The organism is Streptomyces albidoflavus (assembly GCF_000719955.1).
Classification (GTDB): Bacteria; Actinomycetota; Actinomycetes; order Streptomycetales; family Streptomycetaceae; genus Streptomyces; species Streptomyces albidoflavus.
Genome location: NZ_JOII01000023.1, coordinates 46,589 through 68,442, shown reverse-complemented (window position 1 = coordinate 68,442; position 21,854 = coordinate 46,589). Strand labels below are relative to the sequence as shown.

The following is a 21,854-nucleotide window of genomic DNA, read 5'->3' as shown; positions in this document are numbered from 1 at the left end:
CCACTCCCCGGAGCGCGCCGGGCCGTGCGGTGCCGGCCGGGGCACCGCACGGCGTTCCGGTCCGGCTCAGCCCGGCTGCGGCGCGCCCTCGAACGGGCGGCCCAGGACGCCGGGGCGGCGCTGCCAGGGGTGCGGGCCGGACGGCGGGCGGTAGGCGACGCCGAGGGCGTCGAGGCGGCGGAAGTGGGTCTCCATCCGGACGTCGAAGCCGGCGAAGTCCCGCTCCTCGGAGGCGGGCAGCGGCGACCAGGCGACCTCGGCGAGGGCGGCGAGGCGCGGGTAGAGCTGGTAGTCGACGCGGTCCTGGTTCTCCAGCACCTCGGTCCAGACGTTGGCCTGGACGCCGATGACGTGCGCGGCCTCGGCCCCCGTCAGCTCCGGCGGGACGGGCTCGAAGCGGTAGACGTCCTCCAGGGTGCGGACGTAGCCGATCGGCACCGGCTCGTCGGGCCCGCCGTCCTCCCGGTAGTTCAGGTAGACCTGCTGCTCGGGGCACATGATGACGTCGTGGCCCGCGCGGGCGGCGGCGATGCCCCCGGCGTAGCCGCGCCAGGAGGAGACGGTGGCGCCCTCGGCGAGGCCGCCCTCCAGGATCTCGTCCCAGCCGACGAGGCGGCGCCCCCGCGCGCCGAGCCAGCGGTCGAAGTGCCGGATGAACCAGGACTGGAGGCCGTCCTCGTCACCCACACCCAGTTCGGCGATGCGCGCCTGCGCCGCCGGCGAACGCCTCCATTCGTCCTTCTCGCATTCGTCGCCGCCGACGTGGATGAAGCGGGACGGGAAGAGTTCCAGGACTTCCTCGAAGACCCCTTCGTAGAAACGCAGGGTGTCCTCGGTCGGCGCCAGCGCGTGCGGATTGATGCCCCAGGTGTCCCAGACGCCGAGGCTCGCGGTGTCCGTCACATCGGTGTTGCCGAGTTCCGGATAGGCGGCGATGGCGGCCTGCGAGTGGCCCGGAATCTCGATCTCGGGGACGACGGTGATGTGGCGTTCGGCGGCGTAGGCGACGATCTCGCGGATGTCGTCGTGGGTGTAGTAGCCACCGTGCGGGGTGTCGTTCCACAACTCGGAGGCGCGGTGCCCCCATTTGCTGCGCGGCCGCCAGCTGCCGGTGCGGACGAGTTCGGGGTGGCGGCGGATGTCGACGCGCCAGCCCTGGTCGTCGGTGAGATGGAAGTGGAAGACGTTGAGTTTGTGCGCGGCGAGCAGGTCGAGATGGCGCAGCACCCCGTCCTTCGGCATGAAGTGCCGGGCCACGTCGAGCATCATGCCGCGCCAGGCGAACCGCGGCGCGTCCTCGATCCTCACGTGGCCGAGCTGCCAGGCCCGCCCCGGGTTGAGCGGCGCCCGCCGGAACGCGTCGGGCCCCAGCAGCTGACGCAGGGTCTGCGCGCCCCAGAAGACTCCGGCCGCGTCACCGCCCTCGATCAGCACCCCCTCGGCGGAGACGGTGAGCCGGTACGCCTCGGCGCCCAGCCCGCCCGCCTCCCCCGTGATCCGCAGGTCGACGACGGGTCCGGGGTTCTCGGCGGCGGCCTCGGGCAGGGCGAGCCCGGTGGCGGCGCCCACGGTGGTACGCAGCCAGCGCGCGGCCGTGCCGGTGCCCTCGCCGGTGCGCAGGGCGGTGTCGGGGCCGAGGGTGAGCCGGGTCTCGGGGCCGCTCTCGGGGCGGTGGTGACGGGGGGCGGGGATGAGGTGGTGCACGTCAGTCCTTGACCGCGCCGCCGAGTCCGGAGACCAGGCGGCGCTGAACGAGTACGAAGAAGACGAGGACGGGAACGGTCATGACGGTGGACGCGGCCATGATGCCGCCCCAGTCGTTCTCCTCGGGCTTGAAGAAGAGCAGCAGCGCCATCGGGAGTGTCGACTGGGAGGTGTCGCTGATGATGAAGGACTTGGCGAAGAGGAAGTCGTTCCAGGTGCTGATGAAGGAGAACACACTCGTCGCCACCAGGCCCGGGAAGACCAGCGGGAAAAGGATCTGCCAGAGAAAGCGGGTACGGCTCGCGCCGTCGATGAGCGCGGCCTCCTCCAGCGCCTCGGGAACGGCCTTCACGAATCCCCGCAGCATCCAGATGGCGAACGGCAGCGAAAACGCGAGATGCGGCAGGATCAGCGCGCCGAGCGTGTTCAGCAGCCCGAAGTCCCGCATCTGGAAGAAGAGCGGAATGGTGAGCGCCTCGACCGGCACCATCTGCGCCACCAGGAACATGATGAGCAGCGTGGTCCGGAACCGGAACTTGAACCGCGTCACGGCCGTCGCCGCGAGGAACGCGATCAGCGCCGAGAGCACCACCACACTCCCCGCCACGAAAAGGCTGTTGAGGAAGTAGCGCCCGAATTCCTCCTGCTGGAACACCCGCCGGAACGAGTCGAGCGAGGGCGCCAGCGTCCAGGGCCGCGGCGTGTCCGACTGGATCTCCCCGGCCGGCTTGAACGCCGACAGCACCATCCAGTACAGCGGAAACGCCACGACGACGGCGGCCAGCAACGCGAACGCCTCGGCGGCCAGGCGCCAGGGGCGGTGGACGAGCTTCACAGTTCTTCTCCCTGGCGTCGCATCAGCCGGAGGTACACGAGGGTGACGGCGAGCAGGATGAGGAGCATGACGACGCCGATGGCGGCGCCGAGGCTGTACTCCGAGGAGGCGAACGCCTGCTGGTAGGCGTAGACGTTGAGGACGAGGTTCTGGCCGGCGATGCCGCCGCCGTCCGTCATGACGTAGATCTGGGTGAAGATCTTGAAGTCCCAGATCACCGACTGGATGGTGACGACCAGGAGGATCGGGCGGAGCATCGGGGCGAGGACCGAGCGCCAGACGCGCCACTGCGAGGCGCCGTCCAGCGAGGCGGCCTCCAGGACCTCGGTGGGGACGGCGCGGATGCCCGCGTAGACGGTGACCATCACGAACGGGAAGGAGCACCAGACCACTTCGAGCAGGACCAGGGCGAAGGCGCTGTAGCGGCCGTACGTCCAGGAGAAGTCGCCGAGGCCGAGGAGCCGGTTGACCGGGCCGAAGTCGGCGTCGAAGAGGAACATCCAGACCGTGGAGCCGGTGATGGCCGGGGTGGCCCAGGCGCCGAGCGAGGCGATGAGCAGGGCCAGGCGGGGCAGGGCGCGGATGCGGGTCAGCAGGACGGCGAAGGCGCAGCCGACGAAGAGCGTGGAGAGGACGCAGAGCGCCGCGAAGACCACGGTGGCGGTCAGGACCTGCCAGAACTGCGGGTCGGTGAAGAGCTGCCGGTAGTTGCCGAGCCCCTGGAACGAGGTCGGCTCGCCGCCGCTGACCTGGGCCTGGGTGTACTCCAGGACGGATATCAGGCCGAGCTGGTAGACGGGGTAGACCAGCAGGCCGGCGAGGACGACCAGGGCGGGGGCGAGGTAGAGCCAGGGCGTCCAGCCGGGGCGGCGGGAACCGGATCTCGGGGGCCGGGCGCCCCCGCCGCCCTTGCGGACGGGCGGGGTGGCCGGGGCGGTCAGGGTCTGGGTCACGGTGGTGCCGTTCTTCCGGTACGCGGGGGCGTCAGCCCGCGCTCGCGAAGGCGTCGTCCATCTTCTTGGCCGCGTCGCGGGAGGCTGCGGCCACGTCCTTCCGGCCGCTGACGATCTCCTGGAACATCGTCGGCAGCACCAGCGAGGAGTCGATCCGCGCCCAGGCCGGGGAGGCGGGCACGAAGGTCGCTCCGGCGTCGAGGGTCTGCACGAAGGGCTTGACGAAGGGCTCCTCGGCGGCGGCCTCGGCGCGGGTGTCGGTGAAGGTCGGCAGGAAGCCCATGGCGTCGAACAGCTCGCTCTGCGCCTTCTTCCCGGCCAGTTCCTTGACCAGGTCGACGGCGAGGGAGCGGCGCTCGGTCGACTTGAGGACGCCGAGGTTGTTGCCACCGGCGAAGGCCGGGGCGATCTCGCCCTTCTCGGTGCCGGGCAGCGGGACGACCGCGTACTTGCCCTTGACCTTGCCGTCCTCCATCGCCTGGTGGCTGAAGTCGCCGCCGATCGCCATGCCGGCCTTCCCGGCCGCGAACGCCGTCACGGTGTCGTTGCCGCCCATCTGCGCGCACTTGGCGGCCGGGCAGTTGTCCGGGCCGAAGAGGTCGGTGTACGCCGCGATCCCGGCCTGCGACTTCTTGTCGGCCAGCGTCGAGGTGTACACACCGTCCTTCTCCTCGGCGAGGCCGCCGCCGTGCGCCCAGAGGAAGGGCATGGCGCCGTAGGTGTACGCGCCGCCGACCGCGATGCCGTACAGCCCCGGCTCGGCCTTACGGATCTTCTTCGCCGCGGCCGCCACCTCGTCCAGGGTCTCGGGCACCGCGACGGAGTGCTTCTCGAAGAGGTCGGTGCGGTAGTACAGGGCGCGGACGCCGACGAAGTAGGGGGCGCCGTACGTCTTGCCGTCCACGGTGACCGAGGCGCGGGCCGCCTCGTCGGTGTCGGCGGCCTCGTCCCAGGCCGCGAACTCCTCGCTGATGTCGGCGAGTCCGCCGTCGCGGACGTACCCCGCGGTGTCGGTGTTGCCGTACTCGATGACGTCCGGGGCGCTGCTCGGGTCGTTGAAGGCGGCCTTGATCTTCTCGGCCCGGGAGTCGACGGGGATGTACTGGACGTCGACCTTGCTGCCCTGGTGGGCCTTCTCGTAGGCGGCCACGGCCCGGTCGACCACCTTGGCCTTCGGGCCGTTGTTGACCTCCTGGAAGAGCCAGACCCTGAGGTCCCCGGTCTTCTCGTCCTTGCCGGAGGAGGTGTCGGAGGTCTGCGGGGCACAGGCGGTGGCGGTGAGTCCGGCGAGGACGAGGGCCGCCACGGGGGCGGCCAGGCGGGGCAGGAGCTTCATCCGGGGTCCCTCACATAGGCACGTTGCATTCTCTGCAACGCTTGTTTCGCGCTGCACAACAGCAGGAGCGTAGGGCGGCTGTCGCCGCCCGACAAGGGGGGACTCGTCAGTAGGGGGTCAGGGGGGTGGGGGGAGTTGAGCTCCCGCTCTCAACTGGGGTGCGCTGTGCGGGCGTTCACCCGGGGGGCGCCCCCGGTCCGGCCCTCGCGGGCACATGGGGCTTGAGCCGCTTCCGGCCGCGGCACGAACGAACTCGGCCTGGCGGCCGGGCCGGGGGCCCTTCGGGCGCCTCCTGGGCGGGGCCGGCGAGGTGGCCTCAAGCGCCGGCCGGGCTGCGAGAAGGGGGCGGCCCGACCCCGCCGCCACGCGGCCTGAAGATGGCCTCAAACGCCGGCCGGGCTGGGAGCGATCCGGCTGCGCTCCGACACCCGCGCCCGCGTCACAGATGGCCTCAAGCGCCGGCCGGGCTAGGAATGACCCCGCTGGGCTCCGGCGCCTACGCGCACGTCAAAGACGGCCTCAAGCGCCGGCCGGGCTAGAAGGGTGAGGCCCGGTCAGGAGCGACGCGGCCGGACCGGCCGCCGCAAGGCGCGCGTCACAGATGGCCTCAAACGCCGGCCCGGCTCGGTGGCCTCAAACGCCGGCCCGGCTTGAGGAATCGCCAGCCGAACTCCGCCACAGAGCGCGGCTCACCGACGGCCTCAGTCGCCGGCCGGGCTTCGGGTCGACAGCCGGACACCCCACCCCAGCCCAATTCCAGCCCGGCCGGCGCGTGAGGCCAAAATCAGCCCGGCCGGCGCTTGAGGCCACTGAGCCCGGCCGGCGCTTGAGGCCACCCCACCCCAGCCCAGCAAAAAGCCCCCGGCAGCACCCCCCGTAAGGGGCGCCCCGGGGGCCGAGTCCGCGCGGGCAGAGCAGGGATGGGGAGATGGGGAAAGGGATACGGGAAAGGGGTCGAGGACGTGCAGAGGGGCCCGGTGAAAGGGCGGCCCTACTTCTTGTCCTTGTCCCCGCCGCCCTTGCCCTTGTCGCCGCCCGGGCCCATGGACTCGTAGATCTCCTTGCACATCGGACACACCGGGTACTTCTTGGGGTCCCGCCCGGGGACCCAGACCTTGCCGCAGAGGGCGACCACGGGAGTGCCGTCGAGGGCACTGGCCATGATCTTGTCCTTCTGGACGTAATGGGCGTAGCGCTCGTGGTCGCCGTCGCCGCTGGAGGTCTGCGGCGTCGGCTCTACGAGGGTCCCCGTACCTGCCCCGCGCTCGGGCTCAAGAGTGCTCATGGAGTCCAAGGGTACCCAGCCCCGGCGCGTCCCCGGGCTGGCGCCCGCCGCGTGGGGGCGGGTCAGTTCAGCGAGGGGTCGTCGGGGTAGGTCGCGATCATCGCCAGCTCGCTGCGCTGGCGGCGCAGGACCGCCCGCCACAGACCCTCGGGGCGGGGGGCGGAGATGTCCCCGGGCTCGGACTCCACGACGTACCAGGCGCCTTGGACCAGCTCCTCCTCCAGCTGGCCGGGGCCCCAGCCCGCGTACCCGGCGAAGATCCGCAGGGAGCCGAGGGCGGCGGCGAGGAGTTCGGGCGGGGCCTCCAGGTCGACGAGGCCGATCGCGCCGTGCACCGGGCGCCAGCCGAGCGGCGGGTCCGTGCAGCCGGGTCCGCCGGGGATGACGGCGACGCCGAGGGCGGAGTCGAGGGAGACGGGCCCGCCCTGGAAGACGACGCCGGGGTCGCCCGCCAGCTCGCCCCACCCCTCCAGGATGTCGCCGACCCCGACCGGGGTGGGCCGGTTGAGGACCACGCCGAGGGACCCCTCGGCGTCGTGGTCGAGGAGGAGGACCACCGCCCGGTCGAAATGCGGGTCGGCGAGTGCGGGGGTGGCCACGAGCAGTCGCCCTGTGAGCGAGGACACCTCGGTCATGTCGCCCATGATCCCGCATGGGGGGTGCGCGCGGGGAGCGCTCCGCGCCATCCGTGGGTGCGCAGCTCAGGGCGCACGGAGGCGCGGTGGGCGCGCACGCGGGCCGGTGACCGTCCGCGACCGGTTCCGAACCGTACGTGTTGTGGCGAATTCATGACGCTTCCGGGCACCCCTCGGCCTTACTCAAGGGGGGTGGCGGGCCATTACGCTTGCCTGGTGCCGTGGCAGGCGGTGTCCGCCCGCCGAGGAGCGGCGCCCGGGGCGGATCACGCGTGCCCGGGCCCGGTCCTCGGCGGGCGAGCGCCGCGTGCCGGGCACGGCCCTGCCCCTTTCATCGGAACGCGAGATTCATGACCGTCAACGACGATGTACTGCTGGTCCACGGCGGAACCCCGCTGGAGGGCGAGATCCGGGTCCGTGGCGCGAAGAACCTCGTGCCCAAGGCGATGGTCGCCGCGCTGCTCGGCAGCGCCCCGAGCCGGCTGGGCAACGTCCCCGACATCCGCGACGTCCGGGTGGTCCGCGGTCTGCTCCAGCTGCACGGCGTGACCGTGCGCCCCGGTGACGAGCCGGGCGAGCTGGTCATGGACCCGTCGCACGTGGAGAGCGCCAACGTCGCGGACATCGACGCGCACGCCGGCTCCTCGCGCATCCCCATCCTCTTCTGCGGCCCGCTGCTGCACCGGCTCGGCCACGCCTTCATCCCGGGGCTCGGCGGCTGCGACATCGGCGGCCGGCCGATCGACTTCCACTTCGAGGTGCTGCGGCAGTTCGGCGCGAAGATCGAGAAGCGCGCGGACGGCCAGTACCTGGAGGCCCCGCAGCGGCTGCGCGGCACCAAGATCGAGCTGCCGTACCCCTCGGTCGGCGCGACCGAGCAGGTGCTGCTGACCGCGGTGCTCGCGGAGGGCGTCACCGAGCTGTCCAACGCGGCGGTGGAGCCGGAGATCGAGGACCTGATCTGCGTCCTCCAGAAGATGGGTGCCATCATCGCGATGGACACCGACCGGACCATCCGGGTGACCGGTGTCGACAAGCTCGGCGGCTACCGCCACCGGGCGCTCCCGGACCGCCTGGAGGCGGCCTCCTGGGCGTCGGCCGCGCTGGCCACCGAGGGCAACATCTACGTGCGCGGCGCCCAGCAGCGCTCGATGATGACCTTCCTCAACACCTACCGCAAGGTCGGCGGCGCCTTCGAGATCGACGACGAGGGCATCCGCTTCTGGCACCCGGGCGGCCAGCTCAACGCCATCGCGCTGGAGACGGACGTGCACCCCGGCTTCCAGACCGACTGGCAGCAGCCGCTGGTGGTGGCGCTGACCCAGGCCACCGGCCTGTCGATCATCCACGAGACGGTCTACGAGTCGCGGCTCGGCTTCACCTCCGCGCTCAACCAGATGGGTGCCCACATCCAGCTGTACCGCGAGTGCCTGGGCGGCTCGGACTGCCGCTTCGGCCAGCGGAACTTCCTGCACTCGGCGGTCGTCTCCGGCCCGACCCGCCTCCAGGGCGCCGACCTGGTCATCCCCGACCTGCGCGGCGGCTTCTCGTACCTGATCGCGGCACTGGCCGCGCAGGGCACCTCCCGGGTGCACGGCATCGACCTGATCAACCGGGGTTACGAGAACTTCCTCGACAAGCTGGTCGAGCTGGGCGGCAAGGTCGAGCTGCCGGGCAAGGCCCTGGGCTGACCCCCGGGCCGGTGCTCCGGCCCCGCTGACCAGCGCTGAGGCGGCCGTACGCAGGCGCGTACGGCCGCCTCAGCGCTGTGCGGGGGCTGCGGGTGTCCGGGCCCCGCCCCGGTCGCCGCGTGGCCCTGAACGGGCGTACGGCCCTGCTCAGAGCCCTGCCGGGGTCCGGGCACGCCGAAGGGGGGCGGCCACCCACTGCGGGTGGCCGCCCCCCTTCGCTGTCCCTGCGGCGCGCGGTCCACGGGCTGCCGCTCTCCGCCGCTGGGGCGGTGCGGCGGCCGGCTGGCGCGCCCTTCGGGCCTTACTTGCCCTTGGCGGCTTCCTTGAGCTTGGAGCCCGCGGAGACCTTGACGCTGTAGCCGGCCGGAATCTGGATCGGCTCGCCGGTCTGCGGGTTGCGGGCGGTGCGAGCGGCACGGTGGGTGCGCTCGAAGGTCAGGAAACCGGGGATGGTGACCTTCTCGTCGCCCTTGGAGACGATGTCGCCGACGACCTCGGCGAACGCGGCCAGCACGGCGTCGGCGTCCTTGCGGGTCACCTCGGCGCGGTCGGCCAGGGCGGCCACCAGCTCACTGCGGTTCATGTTTGTACTCCCGTGTTCATCTTGCCGTTGAGGCGTGAGATCGAAGCCGATGCTGCCAGGGCCCCCCGAGGAGCCCTGTAACCGGGTCCGTCGTCGGACTCTCTTCCGCCCGGGTTCACCCTGGACGTAGCCCTCGAAGAGGCATCCTGCCCCCACCTGCGGCGCGAAAGCCAATCCGGCACCCGTGAGAGTCACACGGACAGCGCCACGGCCTCGGATCGTGACGCTCCGTCCGCTCTCGGCAGCGGACCGCAGGGCCGGGCGCCCGCCCGTGAGGGCGGCTCCCGCGCCGTTTCGCCACCCTAGAGCGGGGGCGGCCGGGCTCTTCCGCGACGCGCCGGTCCGCCGCCCCCGTGCGCCACCCCCGTTCAGGCGTACGGCGGGGGCGGCGGCACCCGGGCGGGTGTCAGACGGCGCTGGGGGCGGGGGCCGCGCCGACCGCCTTGGCGGCGCTGCTGACCGCGTCGGCGACCGCGCCGGCCACCTTGTCGTTGAAGACGCTCGGGATGATGTAGTTGGCGTTGACCTCGTCCTCGGCGACGACGTCGGCCAGGGCGCCGGCGGCGGCCAGCATCATCTCGGTGTTGACCGTGTGCGACTGGGCGTCCAGCAGGCCGCGGAAGACACCCGGGAAGACCAGCACGTTGTTGATCTGGTTGGGGAAGTCCGAGCGGCCGGTCGCGACGACGGCGGCGGTCTCGCGGGCCACCGCCGGGTCGACCTCCGGGTCCGGGTTGGCCAGCGCGAAGACGATGGCGCCCTCGGCCATGGCGGCCACGTCGGCGCCGTCCAGGACGTTGGGGGCGGAGACGCCGATGAAGACGTCGGCGCCGACCACGGCCTCCTTGAGGGTGCCGGTGACGCCCTCGGGGTTGGTGTTGTCGGCGATCCAGCGCAGCGGGGAGTCCGCCTCGGCGCCGACCAGGTCGTCGCGGCCGGCGTGGACGACACCGTGGATGTCGGCGACGACGGCGTGCTTGACCCCGGCGGCCAGCAGCAGCTTGAGGATGGCGGTGCCGGCCGCGCCCGCGCCGGACATGACGACCCGGACGTCGCCGATGGACTTGCCGACCACGCGCAGCGCGTTGGTGAGCGCGGCGAGGACGACGATGGCGGTGCCGTGCTGGTCGTCGTGGAAGACGGGGATGTCCAGCGCCTCGCGGAGCCGGGCCTCGATCTCGAAGCAGCGCGGCGCCGAGATGTCCTCCAGGTTGATGCCGGCGAAGCCGGGGGCGATGGCCTTGACGATCTCGACGATCGCGTCGCTGTCCTGGGTGTCCAGGCAGATCGGCCAGGCGTCGATCCCGGCGAACCGCTTGAAGAGCGCCGCCTTGCCCTCCATCACCGGCAGCGCGGCCTTCGGGCCGATGTTGCCGAGGCCCAGGACGGCCGAGCCGTCGGTGACCACGGCGACCGAGTTGCGCTTGATGGTGAGGCGGCGGGCGTCCTCGGGGTTCTCGGCGATGGCCATGCAGACCCGGGCGACGCCGGGCGTGTAGACCATGGAGAGGTCGTCGCGGTTGCGGATGGGGTGCTTGGACGCCATCTCGATCTTGCCGCCGAGGTGCATCAGGAACGTACGGTCGGAGACCTTGCCGAGCACGACGCCGTCGATGCCGCGCAGGCCTTCGACGATCTCGTCGGCGTGCGCGGTGGAGCTCGCGGCGATGGTGACGTCGATCCGGAGGGCCTCGTGGCCGGAGGCGGTGACGTCGAGGCCGGTCACCGAGCCGCCGTGGGACTCCACGGCCGTGGTGAGCTGGGAGACCGCGGTGCCGCTGGCGGGCACTTCCAGCCGGACCGTCATCGAGTAGGAGACGCTGGGCGCCGTTGCCATGGCCGACTTCCTCTGCTTTCCCTGGTTCGCATACACACCGGCCACCTCTGTGCGTGGCGAGTGCTGTCCGATCGTCGCACCTACCGGGCAGTACGTGGTAGCCGCCTGAGTTACGGACGTTTTGTTCCCGGCCGGAGACCCGTTCGAAGCCCTCTGGCGGAAAACGGATTCCACCATACGAGAATCCGGCTCCACGCGGAACCCCCGGCCCCGGTGGCGGGCGCCGGAACGGGGCGACGGGCCACGGACGGGCCGGGCGGCGGAAAGCGGTGGGGACGAACGGCGAAGGGCCCGCCTCCGTCGGTGACGGAGGCGGGCCCTTCGCGCTCAAGTCATGACACCGGCCCGCCATGCTCGCCTCGCGGCAAGTGGTCGCTCGAAGCGACTATGGTTGGGCCCGGGGGCTTGGATCGAGCCGGTGCCGTCTCCCAGGCTAACAAACCTCCCCGATCCGTCCACTCCTGCGGAGCAACGGATTCCGCGCCGCCTCCGGCGCCCCTCACTCCCCCAGCAGCTCCGCCGGCACATCGTCACGGAGCAGGTCCGGCACGCCGTCCGCGTCCGGCTGGTCACGGCGCCCGGAGACCACCGTCAGCTCCTGCGTCGCCCGGGTCAGCGCCACGTACAGCACGCGCAGCCCGGCCGGGGACTCGTCGGCCACCTCGGCCGGGGAGACCACCACCGTCGCGTCGTACTCCAGCCCCTTGGCCTCCAGCGAGCCGAGCGCCACCACCCGTTCGCCGAGCCCGGCGACCCAGCGGGCGGCCTGCTCGCGCCGCTCCATCGGGACCACCACACCGATCGTGCCGTCGACCGTCTCCAGCAGCCGGGCCGCCTCGGCGCGCACCGTCTCGCCCATCCGCTCCCCGGCCACCACGAAGCGCGGCTCGACTCCGGTGGAGCGGACGGCGCGCGGGGAGTCGGAGCCGGGCATGGCGAGGGCCAGCACGCGGGAGGCGAGTTCGGCGATCTCGGCGGGGTTGCGGTAGTTGACGGTCAGGGTGAAGCGGCGGCGGGGCCGCCGGCCGAGCGCCTCGTCGCGGGCCTCGGCGGCCTCGTCCGGGTCGGACCAGGAGGACTGGGCGGGGTCGCCGACCACGGTCCAGGTGGCCTGGCGGCCGCGCCGGCCGACCATCCGCCACTGCATCGGCGTGAGGTCCTGAGCCTCGTCGACGATGACGTGGGTGTACTCGGTGCGCTCCTGGGCCAGCCGCTCGGCCCGCTCCCACTGGGTCTCCTCGCGGACCGGCATCAGCTCCTGAAGCCCCGTGAGGTGGTCGAGCGGATCGGCCTCACGCTTCCGGCGCGGGCGCGGCGGGGCGCCGAGGACGGCCTCCAGCTCGTCGAGGAGGGCCACGTCGTGGACGGAGAGCGGGCCTTCCCCCATCGGGCCGAGCCGGGCCAGCGAGCGGGCGACGCGGCGCACCTCGCCCTGGTTGAGGACCTTCCGCGACCAGCGGGCCAGCCGCTTCTCGTCGGCCATCGCGGCGAGCACGGCGCGCGGGGTCAGCTCGGGCCACCAGGCGTCGAGGAAGGCGGTGAAGGAGTCCTCGGAGAGGATGTCCTCGTCGAAGCCGGAGCGCAGTTCGGCGGCGAGTTCCGGGTCCTGGTGGCGGCCCGAGGCGCCCGACCTGGCCCACAGCGCGTCGAGCAGCAGGCGGCGGGCGCGGGGCCGGAGCAGGTTGACGGGGGCGGTGCCGCTGAGCGCGTTGCGCCGGATGCGGCCCAGTTCGGCGGCGTCCAGCTCGATCCGGCGGCCGAAGGCGACGACGCGCAGCCGCTCGGGCGGCCCGGCGGGGGCGGGCAGGCCGAGGTCGAGCTGCCCCTCGGGGACCTCCTCCCGCTCCTCGTCCTCACCGGCCGGGGCGGGCCGGGCGGTGCCGAGGTCGAGGGCGCCCCGGGCGGCCCGGCGCAGCACCTGGACCATGCGGGCGGAGCCCTTGGCGCGGGCGGCGGCCGGGGTGTCGTAGGCGGTGGCCTCGGCGCCGTCGACCAGGGAGCCGAGGGCGCGGATGGCGACCTGGCCCTCCTCGCCGAGGGAGGGCAGGACGCCCTCGGTGTAGGAGACGAGGAGCGGGGTCGGGGAGACGATGAGGATGCCGCCCGCGTACCGGCGCCGGTCCTGGTAGAGGAGGTAGGCGGCGCGGTGCAGGGCGACGGCGGTCTTGCCGGTGCCGGGGCCGCCCTCGACCAGGGTGACGGAGGCGGCGGGGGCGCGGATGACGCGGTCCTGCTCGGCCTGGATGGAGGCGACGATGTCGCGCATGGTGTGGCTGCGGGCCTGCCCGAGGGCGGCCATCAGGGCGCCGTCGCCGACCACGGCGAGCGGTTCGCCGTCGAGCCGCGCCGTCAGTTCGGGGCGCATCAGGTCGTCCTCGACGCCGAGCACCTGGCGTCCCTTGGAGCGGATGACGCGGCGGCGCACGACGCGGCCGGGCTCGACGGGCGTCGAACGGTAGAAGGGCGCGGCGGCTGGCGCGCGCCAGTCGATGACCAGCGGCGCGTAGTCGGCGTCGAGGACGCCGATGCGGCCGATGTGCAGGGTCTCGGCGATGTCGGCGGTGCCGTCGGGGCGTACCGCGTCGTCGGCGGGTTCGACCGAGGTGTAGGCGCCGTCGGGGCCCTTCTCGCCGTCCTTGCCGAGGAGCAGGTCGATGCGGCCGAAGAGGAAGTCCTCGAACTCGTTGTTGAGCCGGTTGAGGTGGATGCCGGCCCGGAAGACCTGGGCGTCGCGTTCGGCGAGCGCGCCGGGCGTGCCGACCTGGCCGCGGCGGGCCGCGTCCCGCATCAGGAACTCCGCCTCGTGGATCTTCTCCTCCAGGCGCCGGTACACCTGGTCGAGGTGGTCCTGTTCGATGCTGATCTCACGGTCGCGTACGTCGGCCACCGACGCCCCCTTCTCACATGCGCTGGGCAGCCGTCCAACTTACGCGACCGGCGGGGCCGTGCGCACGCCGCACACGCAATTGGAGATCTCCGTTCCACTTGCCCGGGGCATGGCACGACCCCGGTCAGCCCCGGCGGCTGCGCCGGTGGCGGGCGACGCGTTCGCGGTTGCCGCAGGTCTCGCCGGAGCACCAGCGGCGCCGGCGGCCGCGCGAGGTGTCGAGGTAGACCAGCGGGCAGTCCTGCCCGGCGCAGCGGCGGAGCAGGGCGCGGGCCCCGGGGTCGGTGAGCAGGTCCACCGCGTCGCGGGCGACCGCGCCCAGCAGCGCCTGGCAGTCGGGGTCGCCGGACAGGCCCCGGCCGAGGGTGCCGTCGGCCCTGCGGACGGCGCGCGGCGGGGGCGGCGGGTTACGGGCGACGGCGTTGACCCGGTCGAGGGCGTGGCCGGGCGGGCGGCCGTCGAGTTCGGCGCCGACCACCGCGGCGATCTGGGTGCGCAGGTCCCGGAAGGCGGCGAGCCAGCCGGGTCCGGCGCGCTCCAGCGGGGTGCCGGGCGGTACGAGTCCCGCGCCGGCCAGCCACTGCCGCAGCCGGTCGGGCCCGTCGAGCCGCTCGACCGGGTGCGCGGTGGCGGCGAGGTCCAGGCAGACCCGTCCGCAGTCGAACCGCAGCACCCGTGCGCTCGCCCCTGCCCGGTACGCGTGCCCCGTCATCCTGCACCTCCGCCCGCCGAGAGCCGGGGCCACCCGCCGCGGCCCCGCCCCGTCCACCGTGCCCGCCACCTGGGCGCCGGGGAAGCCCCCGGGCGCCGGACGGCACCAACCACCCTCCGGCGCCGCCCTGTTGACCGGCCCTGTACGTCTTCCCCCGTAGCCTGTCCCCATGTACGCGCCTGTGAGCATGCCCGCCTTTCTCCCGGCAGGACCGGGGCTCTCGCTGCGGCCCTGGCGGGCCCGCGACGCCCGGGAGCTGATCGACGCCTACCGCGATCCGCTGCTGCGGCAGTTCACCCGCGCCTGGCCGGAGGACGAGGCGGGCGCGCGGGCGTGGCTGGCCCGCGAGGAGGCGGGGGCGCGGGACGGCAGCCGCTACTCCTTCGCCGTGGAACTGGCCGCCCAGGCCCCGGACGGCACCGGCCCCGCACCCTCCGGCGTACGGGACCCGGCGGCGACGGGCCTGCTCGCCGGCTGCGTCGTCCTCAAGGTCTTCCCGCACGACGACGACCGCCCGGCCCGCACCGACACCGCCGAGGTCGGCTACTGGACGACCGCCTCGGTACGCGGCCGGGGCCTGGCGGGCCGCGCCGTCCTGGCCCTCGCCGACTGGGCGTTCACCGCCCTGCCCGCGCTGACCCGCCTCGAACTCCTCCACCAGGTCGACAACGAGCCCTCCTGCCGGGTCGCCGAGAAGGCCGGCTTCCCGCACCACGAGACGCTGGCGCCGCAGCCGCCGGTGTTCCCGCTGCCGGGCCACGTCCACGTACGGCCGCGTCCCGCCGCCTGATCACCCCTCAGGGTCGTCGACGGCGAGCCGGTAGCCGCGCTTGACCACGGTGCGGACGAGTTCCGGCGCGCCCAGCGCCGTGCGCAGCCGGGCCGTCGCCGACTCCACGGCGTGCTCGTCGCGCCCGGCACCGGGCAGCGCCCGCAGCAGTTCGGCGCGGGCGACGACCCGGCCCGGCCGCCGGGCCAGCGCCCGCAGCAGCGCCATGGGGGCGGGCGGCACGGGCCGCGCCTCACCGTCGACCAGCACGGCGTGGCCGCGCAGCTGTACGCGGTGCCCGGCGACGGCCAGCTCCGGGGTACGGGCGGGCAGTTCCTCGCAGAGCCGCTGCACCATCGGCCCCAGCCGGAACCGCTCGGGCTGCACCGGCTCCACCCCCGCCTCCTGGAGCGGCCGCGCGGTCACCGGCCCCACACAGACCACCGCCACGTCCCCGTTCACGGCGTCCACCAGCGCCTCCCGCAGCCCCAGCGCCTCGGCCCGGCGGAGCACCGAGACGACGGCGGGCGCGCTGGTGAAGGTGAGCGCGTCCAGGGTGCGCCGCACGGTCGCGTCGACGAGCCGGTCGACGGGGGTGAGGTCGGCGGGCGGCAGCCACCGGTAGACAGGCACCCCGACCACCTCGGCCCCGGCCGCCCGCAGCGCCTCCGCGAACCCGGGCACCGGCTCCCCGTGCAGCTGCACGGCCACCCGCAGCCCCGCGACCCCGTCGGCCAGCAGCCGCTCCCGCACCTCCTCCATCGCCTCGGACCTGGGCGACCAATCCTCCCGCAGCCCCGCGGCCCGCACCGCCCCCGTCACCTTCGGCCCGCGCGCCAGCAGCCGGGCCCCGCCGAGCGCCTCCCGCAGGGCCCCGCCGACACCCCACCCCTCAGCCGCCTCGACCCACCCCCGGAACCCGACCGCCGTACTGGCCACCACGATCTCCGGCGGGCGCGCCACGAGCTCCTCGGTGGCCTCCCGCAACTCCCGGTCGTCGGCGAGCGGCACCACCCGCAACGCGGGCGCGTACACCACCTCGGCCCCCCGCCGCACCAGCAACGCCCCTAGCTCCTGCGCCCGCCGCTCCGCCGTCACCCCGACCGTGAACCCCACCAGGGGCGACGCCTCCCCCACACCCGCATCACTCATCGCACGTCCCGCACTCGTCGCCCGGCGAGTAGGCCAGGTCACCCGTCACTCAGCACCCCTTACGATGCCATTCCGGCGGGGCCGGCTTCCCGCCCTTGTCCGCGTAACCCGCTCTCCGCCGCACGCCGCCGACACCAGGACCGTCAGGTGGCCCGGCCGGTCACCGGTTGATGGACTGGATCTCCTGGACCGTCATGTCCTGGGTCGTCTCGAAGGTGCCGTCGGGCAGGTCGCCGCCCGTGCCGCCGGTGCCCTCCCAGCTGATCTCCCAGGTGATGGAGGCGCTGAGCTGGTACGGCTTGTCGCTCGCCCGCAGGTAGGTGATGCCGCACGGCGGGTCCTGGTCGGCGCTGCCCTTCTTGTACGGGCTGCCGATGCTGCCGTCGTCGTTGATGCGGCAGGTGCCGTCGGCCGGGAAGGTCTCGGCGTCCTCGGTGCCGGGTTCCAGGGTGAGGCTGACGGGGTGGGCGGTCGTCTCCGCGTACAGGTTGGTGCGGGGCAGTTCGGCGCGGACCACCACGTCCTCGAACTTGCCCTTGTCCAGCCAGACCCAGGTCGGCAGGTTGACCGTCGACCTGGCCTGCGGCCGGACCTCGACCTCGGTGTCGGGCACCTTGACGTGCTCGTAGGCGTACTCGGCGAGCATCTGGGGGGTGGGGGCGTTGGGGATCTGGGGGACCTGGTTGTCGGGCGCCCAGAACATGATGCGGCCGCAGTCCCAGGAGTCCGGGTGGGAGTCGTCGGGGGCGACGCTGCGCCAGAAGTTGCCGTCCTTGCCGATGTTGTAGTTCTTGTAGCCCTCGGCCTCGGTGCGGTCGTCGTCCATGTTGTCCTGGACCTCGCCGTCGCGGTAGTGGTCCGTCCACAGGCCCTTGCCGTACCAGGACTGGTGGATGCCGACATCACCGTGACCGCCGGTCCGGTCCACGAACTCCTTCAGCTCCTCGGGCGTGAAGACCGGCTCGTACCAGCAGGCGGGAGGCTCCCAGTCTGCGTCGATCGGCGCCAGGTTGCCCTGCTTGCCCGAGCCGCCCCCCTTGACCTGCGAGATCCGGATCTGGGAGACGCCTGCGGAGACCTTGCCCTTGCCGTCGGTCGAGCCCGAGGGGCCGCTGCCGCGTTCACCGCCCTCGCCGAACGCCGCCGCGCTGCCCGGCAGAAGCAGGACGATCGCGCAGGCGGCCGCCACCGGCATACCGGTCTTCGGCCGCATCAGCATGCTCCTCGTTCCGACTTCACGTTGTCGGTCTGCCAGACGCCTTCCTCCGACTTCCGGAGCGTGGTGACGTACTGGACGGTCGGCTCCGTCCCTTCGGGGTTGCCGACCTTCTTCCCGGTCTCCCGGTTCTCGGTGTACGCCTTGCTCTCGTCGGTGCAGTACGTGAGGGAGGCCAGGTTGTCGCCCTTGCCGACCAACGCCGCCTTGGCGTCGTAGACGGGCAGTTCACCGATGACGGTGACGTTCTTGTCCGAGTAGCTCTTGATCCACTCCTTGCCCCCGCTCAGGCCTACCTTCGTGTTGTAGAAGGCGAAGTAGTCGGCGTCGGGGTCACCTTCACCGATCGCCGCATAGCCGGCGCGCAGCTGCTCGCGGCCGTCGTCGAGGATCGCCTGCTCGCTCGGGTCGTCGCTGCGCCAGTCGCGGAACTCCAGCTTGAACGACTTGGGCATCGTGAAGCTGGGCCGCCCCTTGTCCGAGCCCTCGGGCTGCTCACTCGGCTCGGCCGAAGCCGACCCCCCGGCCCCCTTGATGTCGTCGGGCTCCCCCGACCCCCCGCAGGCGGTCAAGGTGAGGGCGGCGGCTGCGGTCAGCGCCGCGAGGGGCAGGGTGCGACGGGCCACGGTGGGGCTCCTTCTCGTACTGCTCGTGGGGAAACGGAAGGGATGCCCGGCCTGTGGCCGGGCATCCCAAGACGGTACCAACGGACGGAAAGGGGTCCACGGGACGTACGCGGTTCCTTCACGCCGCGCGGGCGAGGTTCACTTGCGGTGGGTGTTCCCCGGCTTGGCGGCGGAGCCCCGCCTCGTCCCGTCCGGCCACAGGCGCGGCGGGCGTTTGGCGGCCAGGTCCTCGACCCAGCCGACGGCCAGCACCATGAGCCCGATCAGCGGCCAGACCAGGACGAACATCCACAGGCTGTAGGTGGTGGAGAGGGCGTTGCCCCACTGCGGGTCGTCCATGAGGGGGAGCCGGTAGAGCAGGTCGATCAGCGGGACCGTCGCCATGATGAGCAGGTTGTGCCAGAGGTAGATCGTCACCGCGCGGTTGTTGGAGAGCGTGATGAGCGGGTCCCACTTGGCGAGCCGGCCCGGCAGGGTCTGCCAGGAGGGCGAGTACAGCAGCAGGAGGGTGACGAAGCCGAAGGACCAGGTGGCCTGGGCGAGGGGGATGTCGTTGAGGTCCCAGCCGTCGGGGCCGAGGTGGCCGGAGGCCCACCACAGGCCGAAGGCCATGACGAGGCTGGCCAGGGAGACGGCCAGGTAGCGCGGGATCTCGCGGAGCAGCCCCTGCTGGTGGGCGAAGCCCAGCATCCAGCACCCGGCGTAGACGGTGAAGTCGGTGACGGCGTTGCCGAGTTCACCGGGGATCTTCACCAGGCCGGTGCCGACGACGGCGGTGAGGGCGAGCGGCGCCAGCATGGTGGGCCACGGGGCGCGCCGGAAGGCCCAGAGCAGGAGCGGGGAGGCGAGGACGAACCAGAGGTAGGCGCGCAGGTACCAGAGGGGACCGGCGGCCTGTACGGCCCAGGTCTGCTCCAGCAGGCCGGAGGCGTCGCCGATCGACCAGGGGTAGGGCGGGGCGCCGACCGGCACCAGGTAGTTGAACAGTTTGGCCCAGCCCCAGGCGCCCTCGGACTGGCCCGGGTTCCAGCCCGCGTAGGCGAACATGGCGAGCATCAGGGCGCCGAAGACCCACATGGGCGGGAGCAGGCGGCGGACGCGGCTCTTGATGACCCCGGCCGCCGGGCGGGCGAGCGAGCGGGCCATCAGGGAGCCGGCCAGGGCGAACATGACGCCCATGGAGGGGAAGAGGACGGTCAGCCAGGCCCAGCCGAAGATGTGGTAGAGCACGACGCGGACCAGGGCGATGGAGCGCAGGAGGTCGAGGTAGCGGTCGCGGCCGGGCTTCTTGGGGGCGGCGGGCGCCGGGGGTTCCTCGGGGGCCGGTACGACGGCGGCGGGCGCGGGGGCCGTCGCGGTGTACGGGCCGGGGGCGGTGTACGGGCCCGGGGCGGCGGGCATGCCCGGGACCTGCGGGACGCCGGGGGCGCCGGGCTGGGGGTAGCGGTCGGGCCAGGGGGTCTCGGTCATGCGACGGGCCTCCGCTCGGGCTCGGCGGGCCGGCCGGCCGGGGCGGCGGCGCCGGGCATCTCGACGACGCCGGTGCGCCGGAGTTTCTGCCAGCGCAGGCGGCCGCCGGTGAGGGCGGTGATCCAGGACTGGAGCAGCACGACGTACATCAGCTGCCGGTAGAGGATCTGCTGGAGCGGCAGGGAGACGAGGTGGGTCATGCGTTCCTTGTCGAGCCGGAAGGCGTAGGCGGCGCAGACCGCCTGGATCGCGAGGACGCCGAGCCAGGCGAGGACGGTCTTGCCGGTGTCGCCGAAGACCAGGCCGTAGAGGAGGAAGACGTCGATGAGGGGGGCGAGCAGCGGCGCCAGGACCATGAAGAGGGAGACCAGGGGCAGGCCGACGCGGCCGAAGCGGCCGGAGGGGCCCTTCTCCACGAGGGCGCGACGGTGCTTCCAGATGGCCTGCATGGTGCCGTAGCTCCAGCGGTAACGCTGGGACCAGAGCTGCTGGACGGACTCGGGGGCCTCGGTCCAGGCGCGGGCGTTCTCCGCATAGACGACCTTCCAGCCGTCGCGGTGCAGGGCCATGGTGACGTCGGTGTCCTCGGCGAGGGTGTCCTCGCTCATGCCGCCGATCCGTTCCAGGGCGCTGCGGCGGAAGGCGCCGACCGCGCCGGGGATGGTCGGCATGCAGCCGAGCACGTCGTACATGCGGCGGTCGAGGTTGAAGCCCATCACGTACTCGATGTGCTGCCAGGCGCCGATGAGGGTGTCGCGGTTGCCGACCTTGGCGTTGCCCGCGACGGCGCCGACCTTCGGGTCACCGAAGGGCTGGACCAGTTCGCGGACGGTGGCGGCCTCGAAGACGGTGTCGCCGTCCATCATCACGATGAGGTCGTGACTGGCGTTGGCGAGGCCGCGGTTGAGGGCGGCGGGCTTGCCGGCGTTCTGCTGGCGGACCACGCGGACGTTCGGGATGCGCAAGTCCTCGACGATGCGGGCGGTGCCGTCGCCGGAGCCGTCGTCGATGACGATGACCTCGACCGGATGGTCACTGGCGGTCAGCGAGGTGACCGTGTTGACGATGCATTTCGCCTCGTTGTACGCGGGCACCAGCACGGTGACCGGTTCGGTGACCGGCGGGCCCCAGCGGAATTTCCGCGAGCGCACCTTGCGGGCGTGGACGAAGGAGAGCACCAGCATCAGCCCGAAGCGGGCGAAGACGAGGACGCCGATGACGGCGAGCCCGGCGACCAGGACCCCGGTGACGTTCTCGGAGATGCCGACCGCGGTGACCCAGGCGACGCCCTGCCAGCGGGCGGCGCCGGTGACGGGGGTGTGGGCGCTGGGCGCGTTCAGGGCCTCGGTGAGGTTGGTGAACTCGTACCCCTTCTCCTTCAGCGAGGGCAGGAACCGGTCGAGGGCCTCGACGGTCTGCGAGCGGTCGCCGCCGGAGTCGTGCATGAGGACGATGGCGCCCTCGCCGCCGCGCGGGGTGGCGCGGCGGATGATCTCGTCGGCGCCGGGGCGCTTCCAGTCCTCGCTGTCGGTGTTGTTGACGACGGTGAGGTAGCCGAGCGAGCCGATGTACTCGGTGACCGGCCAGGACTTGTTGTCCATGGCGTTGGAGAACGAGGAGTACGGCGGCCGGAACAGCGAGGTCCGCACTCCGGCGGCGCCGGCCAGGGCCAGCTGGTTCTGGGTCAGCTCCCAGTCGATGCGGCTCCTGGACTGGAAGGAGAGGTCGGGGTGGTTGAAGGTGTGCAGCCCCAGCTCGTGTCCCTCGTCGACCATCCGCTTCACCAGGTCGGGGTGGCGGGAGGCCATCGTCCCGGTGACGAAGAAGACGCCGTGCGCGTCGTGTTCGGCGAGCACGTCGAGGACCTTCGGGGTCCACTCCGGGTCGGGGCCGTCGTCGAAGGTGAGGACGAGCTTGTGGTCGGGGACGGAGAAGGTGGCGGGCTCGCCGTCGCGCTGGGCGATGACCGGGCCGCCCTCGGTGATCTCCTCCGGCACCTGGTCGGTGGCGGCGGGCGGCTGGACGCGGTGGTCGGCGAGTATCTCGCTGTGCACGTAGCCGCGGAGCATCAGCATGGCGCTGAGGGCGACGAGGAAGAGCGAGGGCAGCAGATACCTGAGCGGCAGTCTGCGGCGCCGCGCCGCACGGGAACGGGAAGTCATG

Annotated in this window: 17 protein-coding genes; 2 read left to right on the top strand and 15 right to left on the bottom strand. The window is 72.8% G+C overall.

What is annotated here, in order from left to right; translation table 11 throughout:
• Positions 1–66: 66 nt before the first annotated feature.
• The 6 genes from IF45_RS0121990 to IF45_RS0121965 all read right to left on the bottom strand — a co-directional run bounded on the left by IF45_RS0121990 (position 67) and on the right by IF45_RS0121965 (position 6,748).
• A complete protein-coding gene (locus IF45_RS0121990; protein WP_030309078.1) occupies positions 67–1,704 on the bottom strand; it encodes a beta-N-acetylhexosaminidase in 1,638 nt (545 codons plus the stop codon).
• 1 nt (position 1,705) lies between these two features.
• Positions 1,706–2,539, bottom strand: a complete 834-nt coding sequence (locus IF45_RS0121985; protein ID WP_008404572.1) for a carbohydrate ABC transporter permease — start codon at positions 2,537–2,539, stop codon at positions 1,706–1,708.
• The gene (locus tag IF45_RS0121980) at positions 2,536–3,492 is read right to left on the bottom strand and encodes a carbohydrate ABC transporter permease (protein ID WP_003950512.1); all 957 of its coding nucleotides are present in this window, start codon (positions 3,490–3,492) and stop codon (positions 2,536–2,538) included. Before IF45_RS0121980 ends, IF45_RS0121985 begins: the two co-directional genes overlap by 4 nt.
• 31 nt (positions 3,493–3,523) lie before the next feature.
• Positions 3,524–4,828: an extracellular solute-binding protein gene (locus IF45_RS0121975; protein WP_003950511.1), complete on the bottom strand. Its 1,305-nt coding sequence runs from the start codon at positions 4,826–4,828 to the stop codon at positions 3,524–3,526.
• A 991-nt stretch (positions 4,829–5,819) separates the two neighbouring features.
• A complete protein-coding gene (locus IF45_RS0121970) occupies positions 5,820–6,113 on the bottom strand; it encodes a DUF3039 domain-containing protein (protein ID WP_003950510.1) in 294 nt (97 codons plus the stop codon).
• Positions 6,114–6,175: 62 nt separating this feature from the next.
• The gene (locus tag IF45_RS0121965; protein ID WP_030309076.1) at positions 6,176–6,748 is read right to left on the bottom strand and encodes a YqgE/AlgH family protein; all 573 of its coding nucleotides are present in this window, start codon (positions 6,746–6,748) and stop codon (positions 6,176–6,178) included.
• A 350-nt stretch (positions 6,749–7,098) separates the two neighbouring features.
• On the opposite strand from IF45_RS0121965, the gene murA reads away from it, so the two are divergent.
• The gene (gene murA / locus IF45_RS0121960; RefSeq protein WP_018469724.1) at positions 7,099–8,439 is read left to right on the top strand and encodes a UDP-N-acetylglucosamine 1-carboxyvinyltransferase; all 1,341 of its coding nucleotides are present in this window, start codon (positions 7,099–7,101) and stop codon (positions 8,437–8,439) included.
• A gap of 301 nt (positions 8,440–8,740) precedes the next feature.
• Here the strand turns inward: murA and IF45_RS0121955 are convergent, their stop codons facing one another.
• The 4 genes from IF45_RS0121955 to IF45_RS0121940 all read right to left on the bottom strand — a co-directional run bounded on the left by IF45_RS0121955 (position 8,741) and on the right by IF45_RS0121940 (position 14,458).
• Positions 8,741–9,022 carry an HU family DNA-binding protein gene (locus IF45_RS0121955; protein WP_003950507.1) on the bottom strand — a complete coding sequence of 94 codons (282 nt, stop codon included), beginning with the start codon at positions 9,020–9,022 and terminating at the stop codon, positions 8,741–8,743.
• Positions 9,023–9,428: 406 nt separating this feature from the next.
• Entirely contained in the window at positions 9,429–10,859 is a 1,431-nt protein-coding gene (locus tag IF45_RS0121950) for an NAD-dependent malic enzyme (protein ID WP_003950506.1), read from the bottom strand.
• A gap of 499 nt (positions 10,860–11,358) precedes the next feature.
• Complete coding sequence (locus IF45_RS0121945) at positions 11,359–13,746, bottom strand: HelD family protein (protein ID WP_030309074.1); 2,388 nt, start codon at positions 13,744–13,746, stop codon at positions 11,359–11,361.
• A 124-nt stretch (positions 13,747–13,870) separates the two neighbouring features.
• On the bottom strand, positions 13,871–14,458 hold the full coding sequence (locus tag IF45_RS0121940; protein WP_003950504.1) for a CGNR zinc finger domain-containing protein: 588 nt from the start codon (positions 14,456–14,458) through the stop codon (positions 13,871–13,873).
• 181 nt (positions 14,459–14,639) lie between these two features.
• On the opposite strand from IF45_RS0121940, the gene IF45_RS0121935 reads away from it, so the two are divergent.
• Positions 14,640–15,248, top strand: a complete 609-nt coding sequence (locus IF45_RS0121935) for a GNAT family N-acetyltransferase (protein ID WP_037638358.1) — start codon at positions 14,640–14,642, stop codon at positions 15,246–15,248.
• Here the strand turns inward: IF45_RS0121935 and IF45_RS0121930 are convergent, their stop codons facing one another.
• The 5 genes from IF45_RS0121930 to IF45_RS0121910 all read right to left on the bottom strand — a co-directional run bounded on the left by IF45_RS0121930 (position 15,249) and on the right by IF45_RS0121910 (position 21,853).
• Positions 15,249–16,379, bottom strand: a complete 1,131-nt coding sequence (locus IF45_RS0121930; protein WP_030309070.1) for a uroporphyrinogen-III synthase — start codon at positions 16,377–16,379, stop codon at positions 15,249–15,251. It lies immediately after the preceding gene.
• Positions 16,380–16,539: 160 nt separating this feature from the next.
• Positions 16,540–17,592 carry a hypothetical protein gene (locus IF45_RS0121925; RefSeq protein WP_008409208.1) on the bottom strand — a complete coding sequence of 351 codons (1,053 nt, stop codon included), beginning with the start codon at positions 17,590–17,592 and terminating at the stop codon, positions 16,540–16,542.
• Positions 17,592–18,221, bottom strand: a complete 630-nt coding sequence (locus tag IF45_RS0121920) for a hypothetical protein (RefSeq protein WP_008409209.1) — start codon at positions 18,219–18,221, stop codon at positions 17,592–17,594. The genes IF45_RS0121925 and IF45_RS0121920 overlap by 1 nt, the downstream gene beginning before the upstream one ends.
• A 138-nt stretch (positions 18,222–18,359) precedes the next feature.
• A complete protein-coding gene (locus tag IF45_RS0121915) occupies positions 18,360–19,691 on the bottom strand; it encodes an acyltransferase family protein (protein WP_015507194.1) in 1,332 nt (443 codons plus the stop codon).
• Complete coding sequence (locus IF45_RS0121910; protein ID WP_030309069.1) at positions 19,688–21,853, bottom strand: bifunctional polysaccharide deacetylase/glycosyltransferase family 2 protein; 2,166 nt, start codon at positions 21,851–21,853, stop codon at positions 19,688–19,690. The genes IF45_RS0121915 and IF45_RS0121910 overlap by 4 nt, the downstream gene beginning before the upstream one ends.
• Position 21,854: the final 1 nt, after the last annotated feature.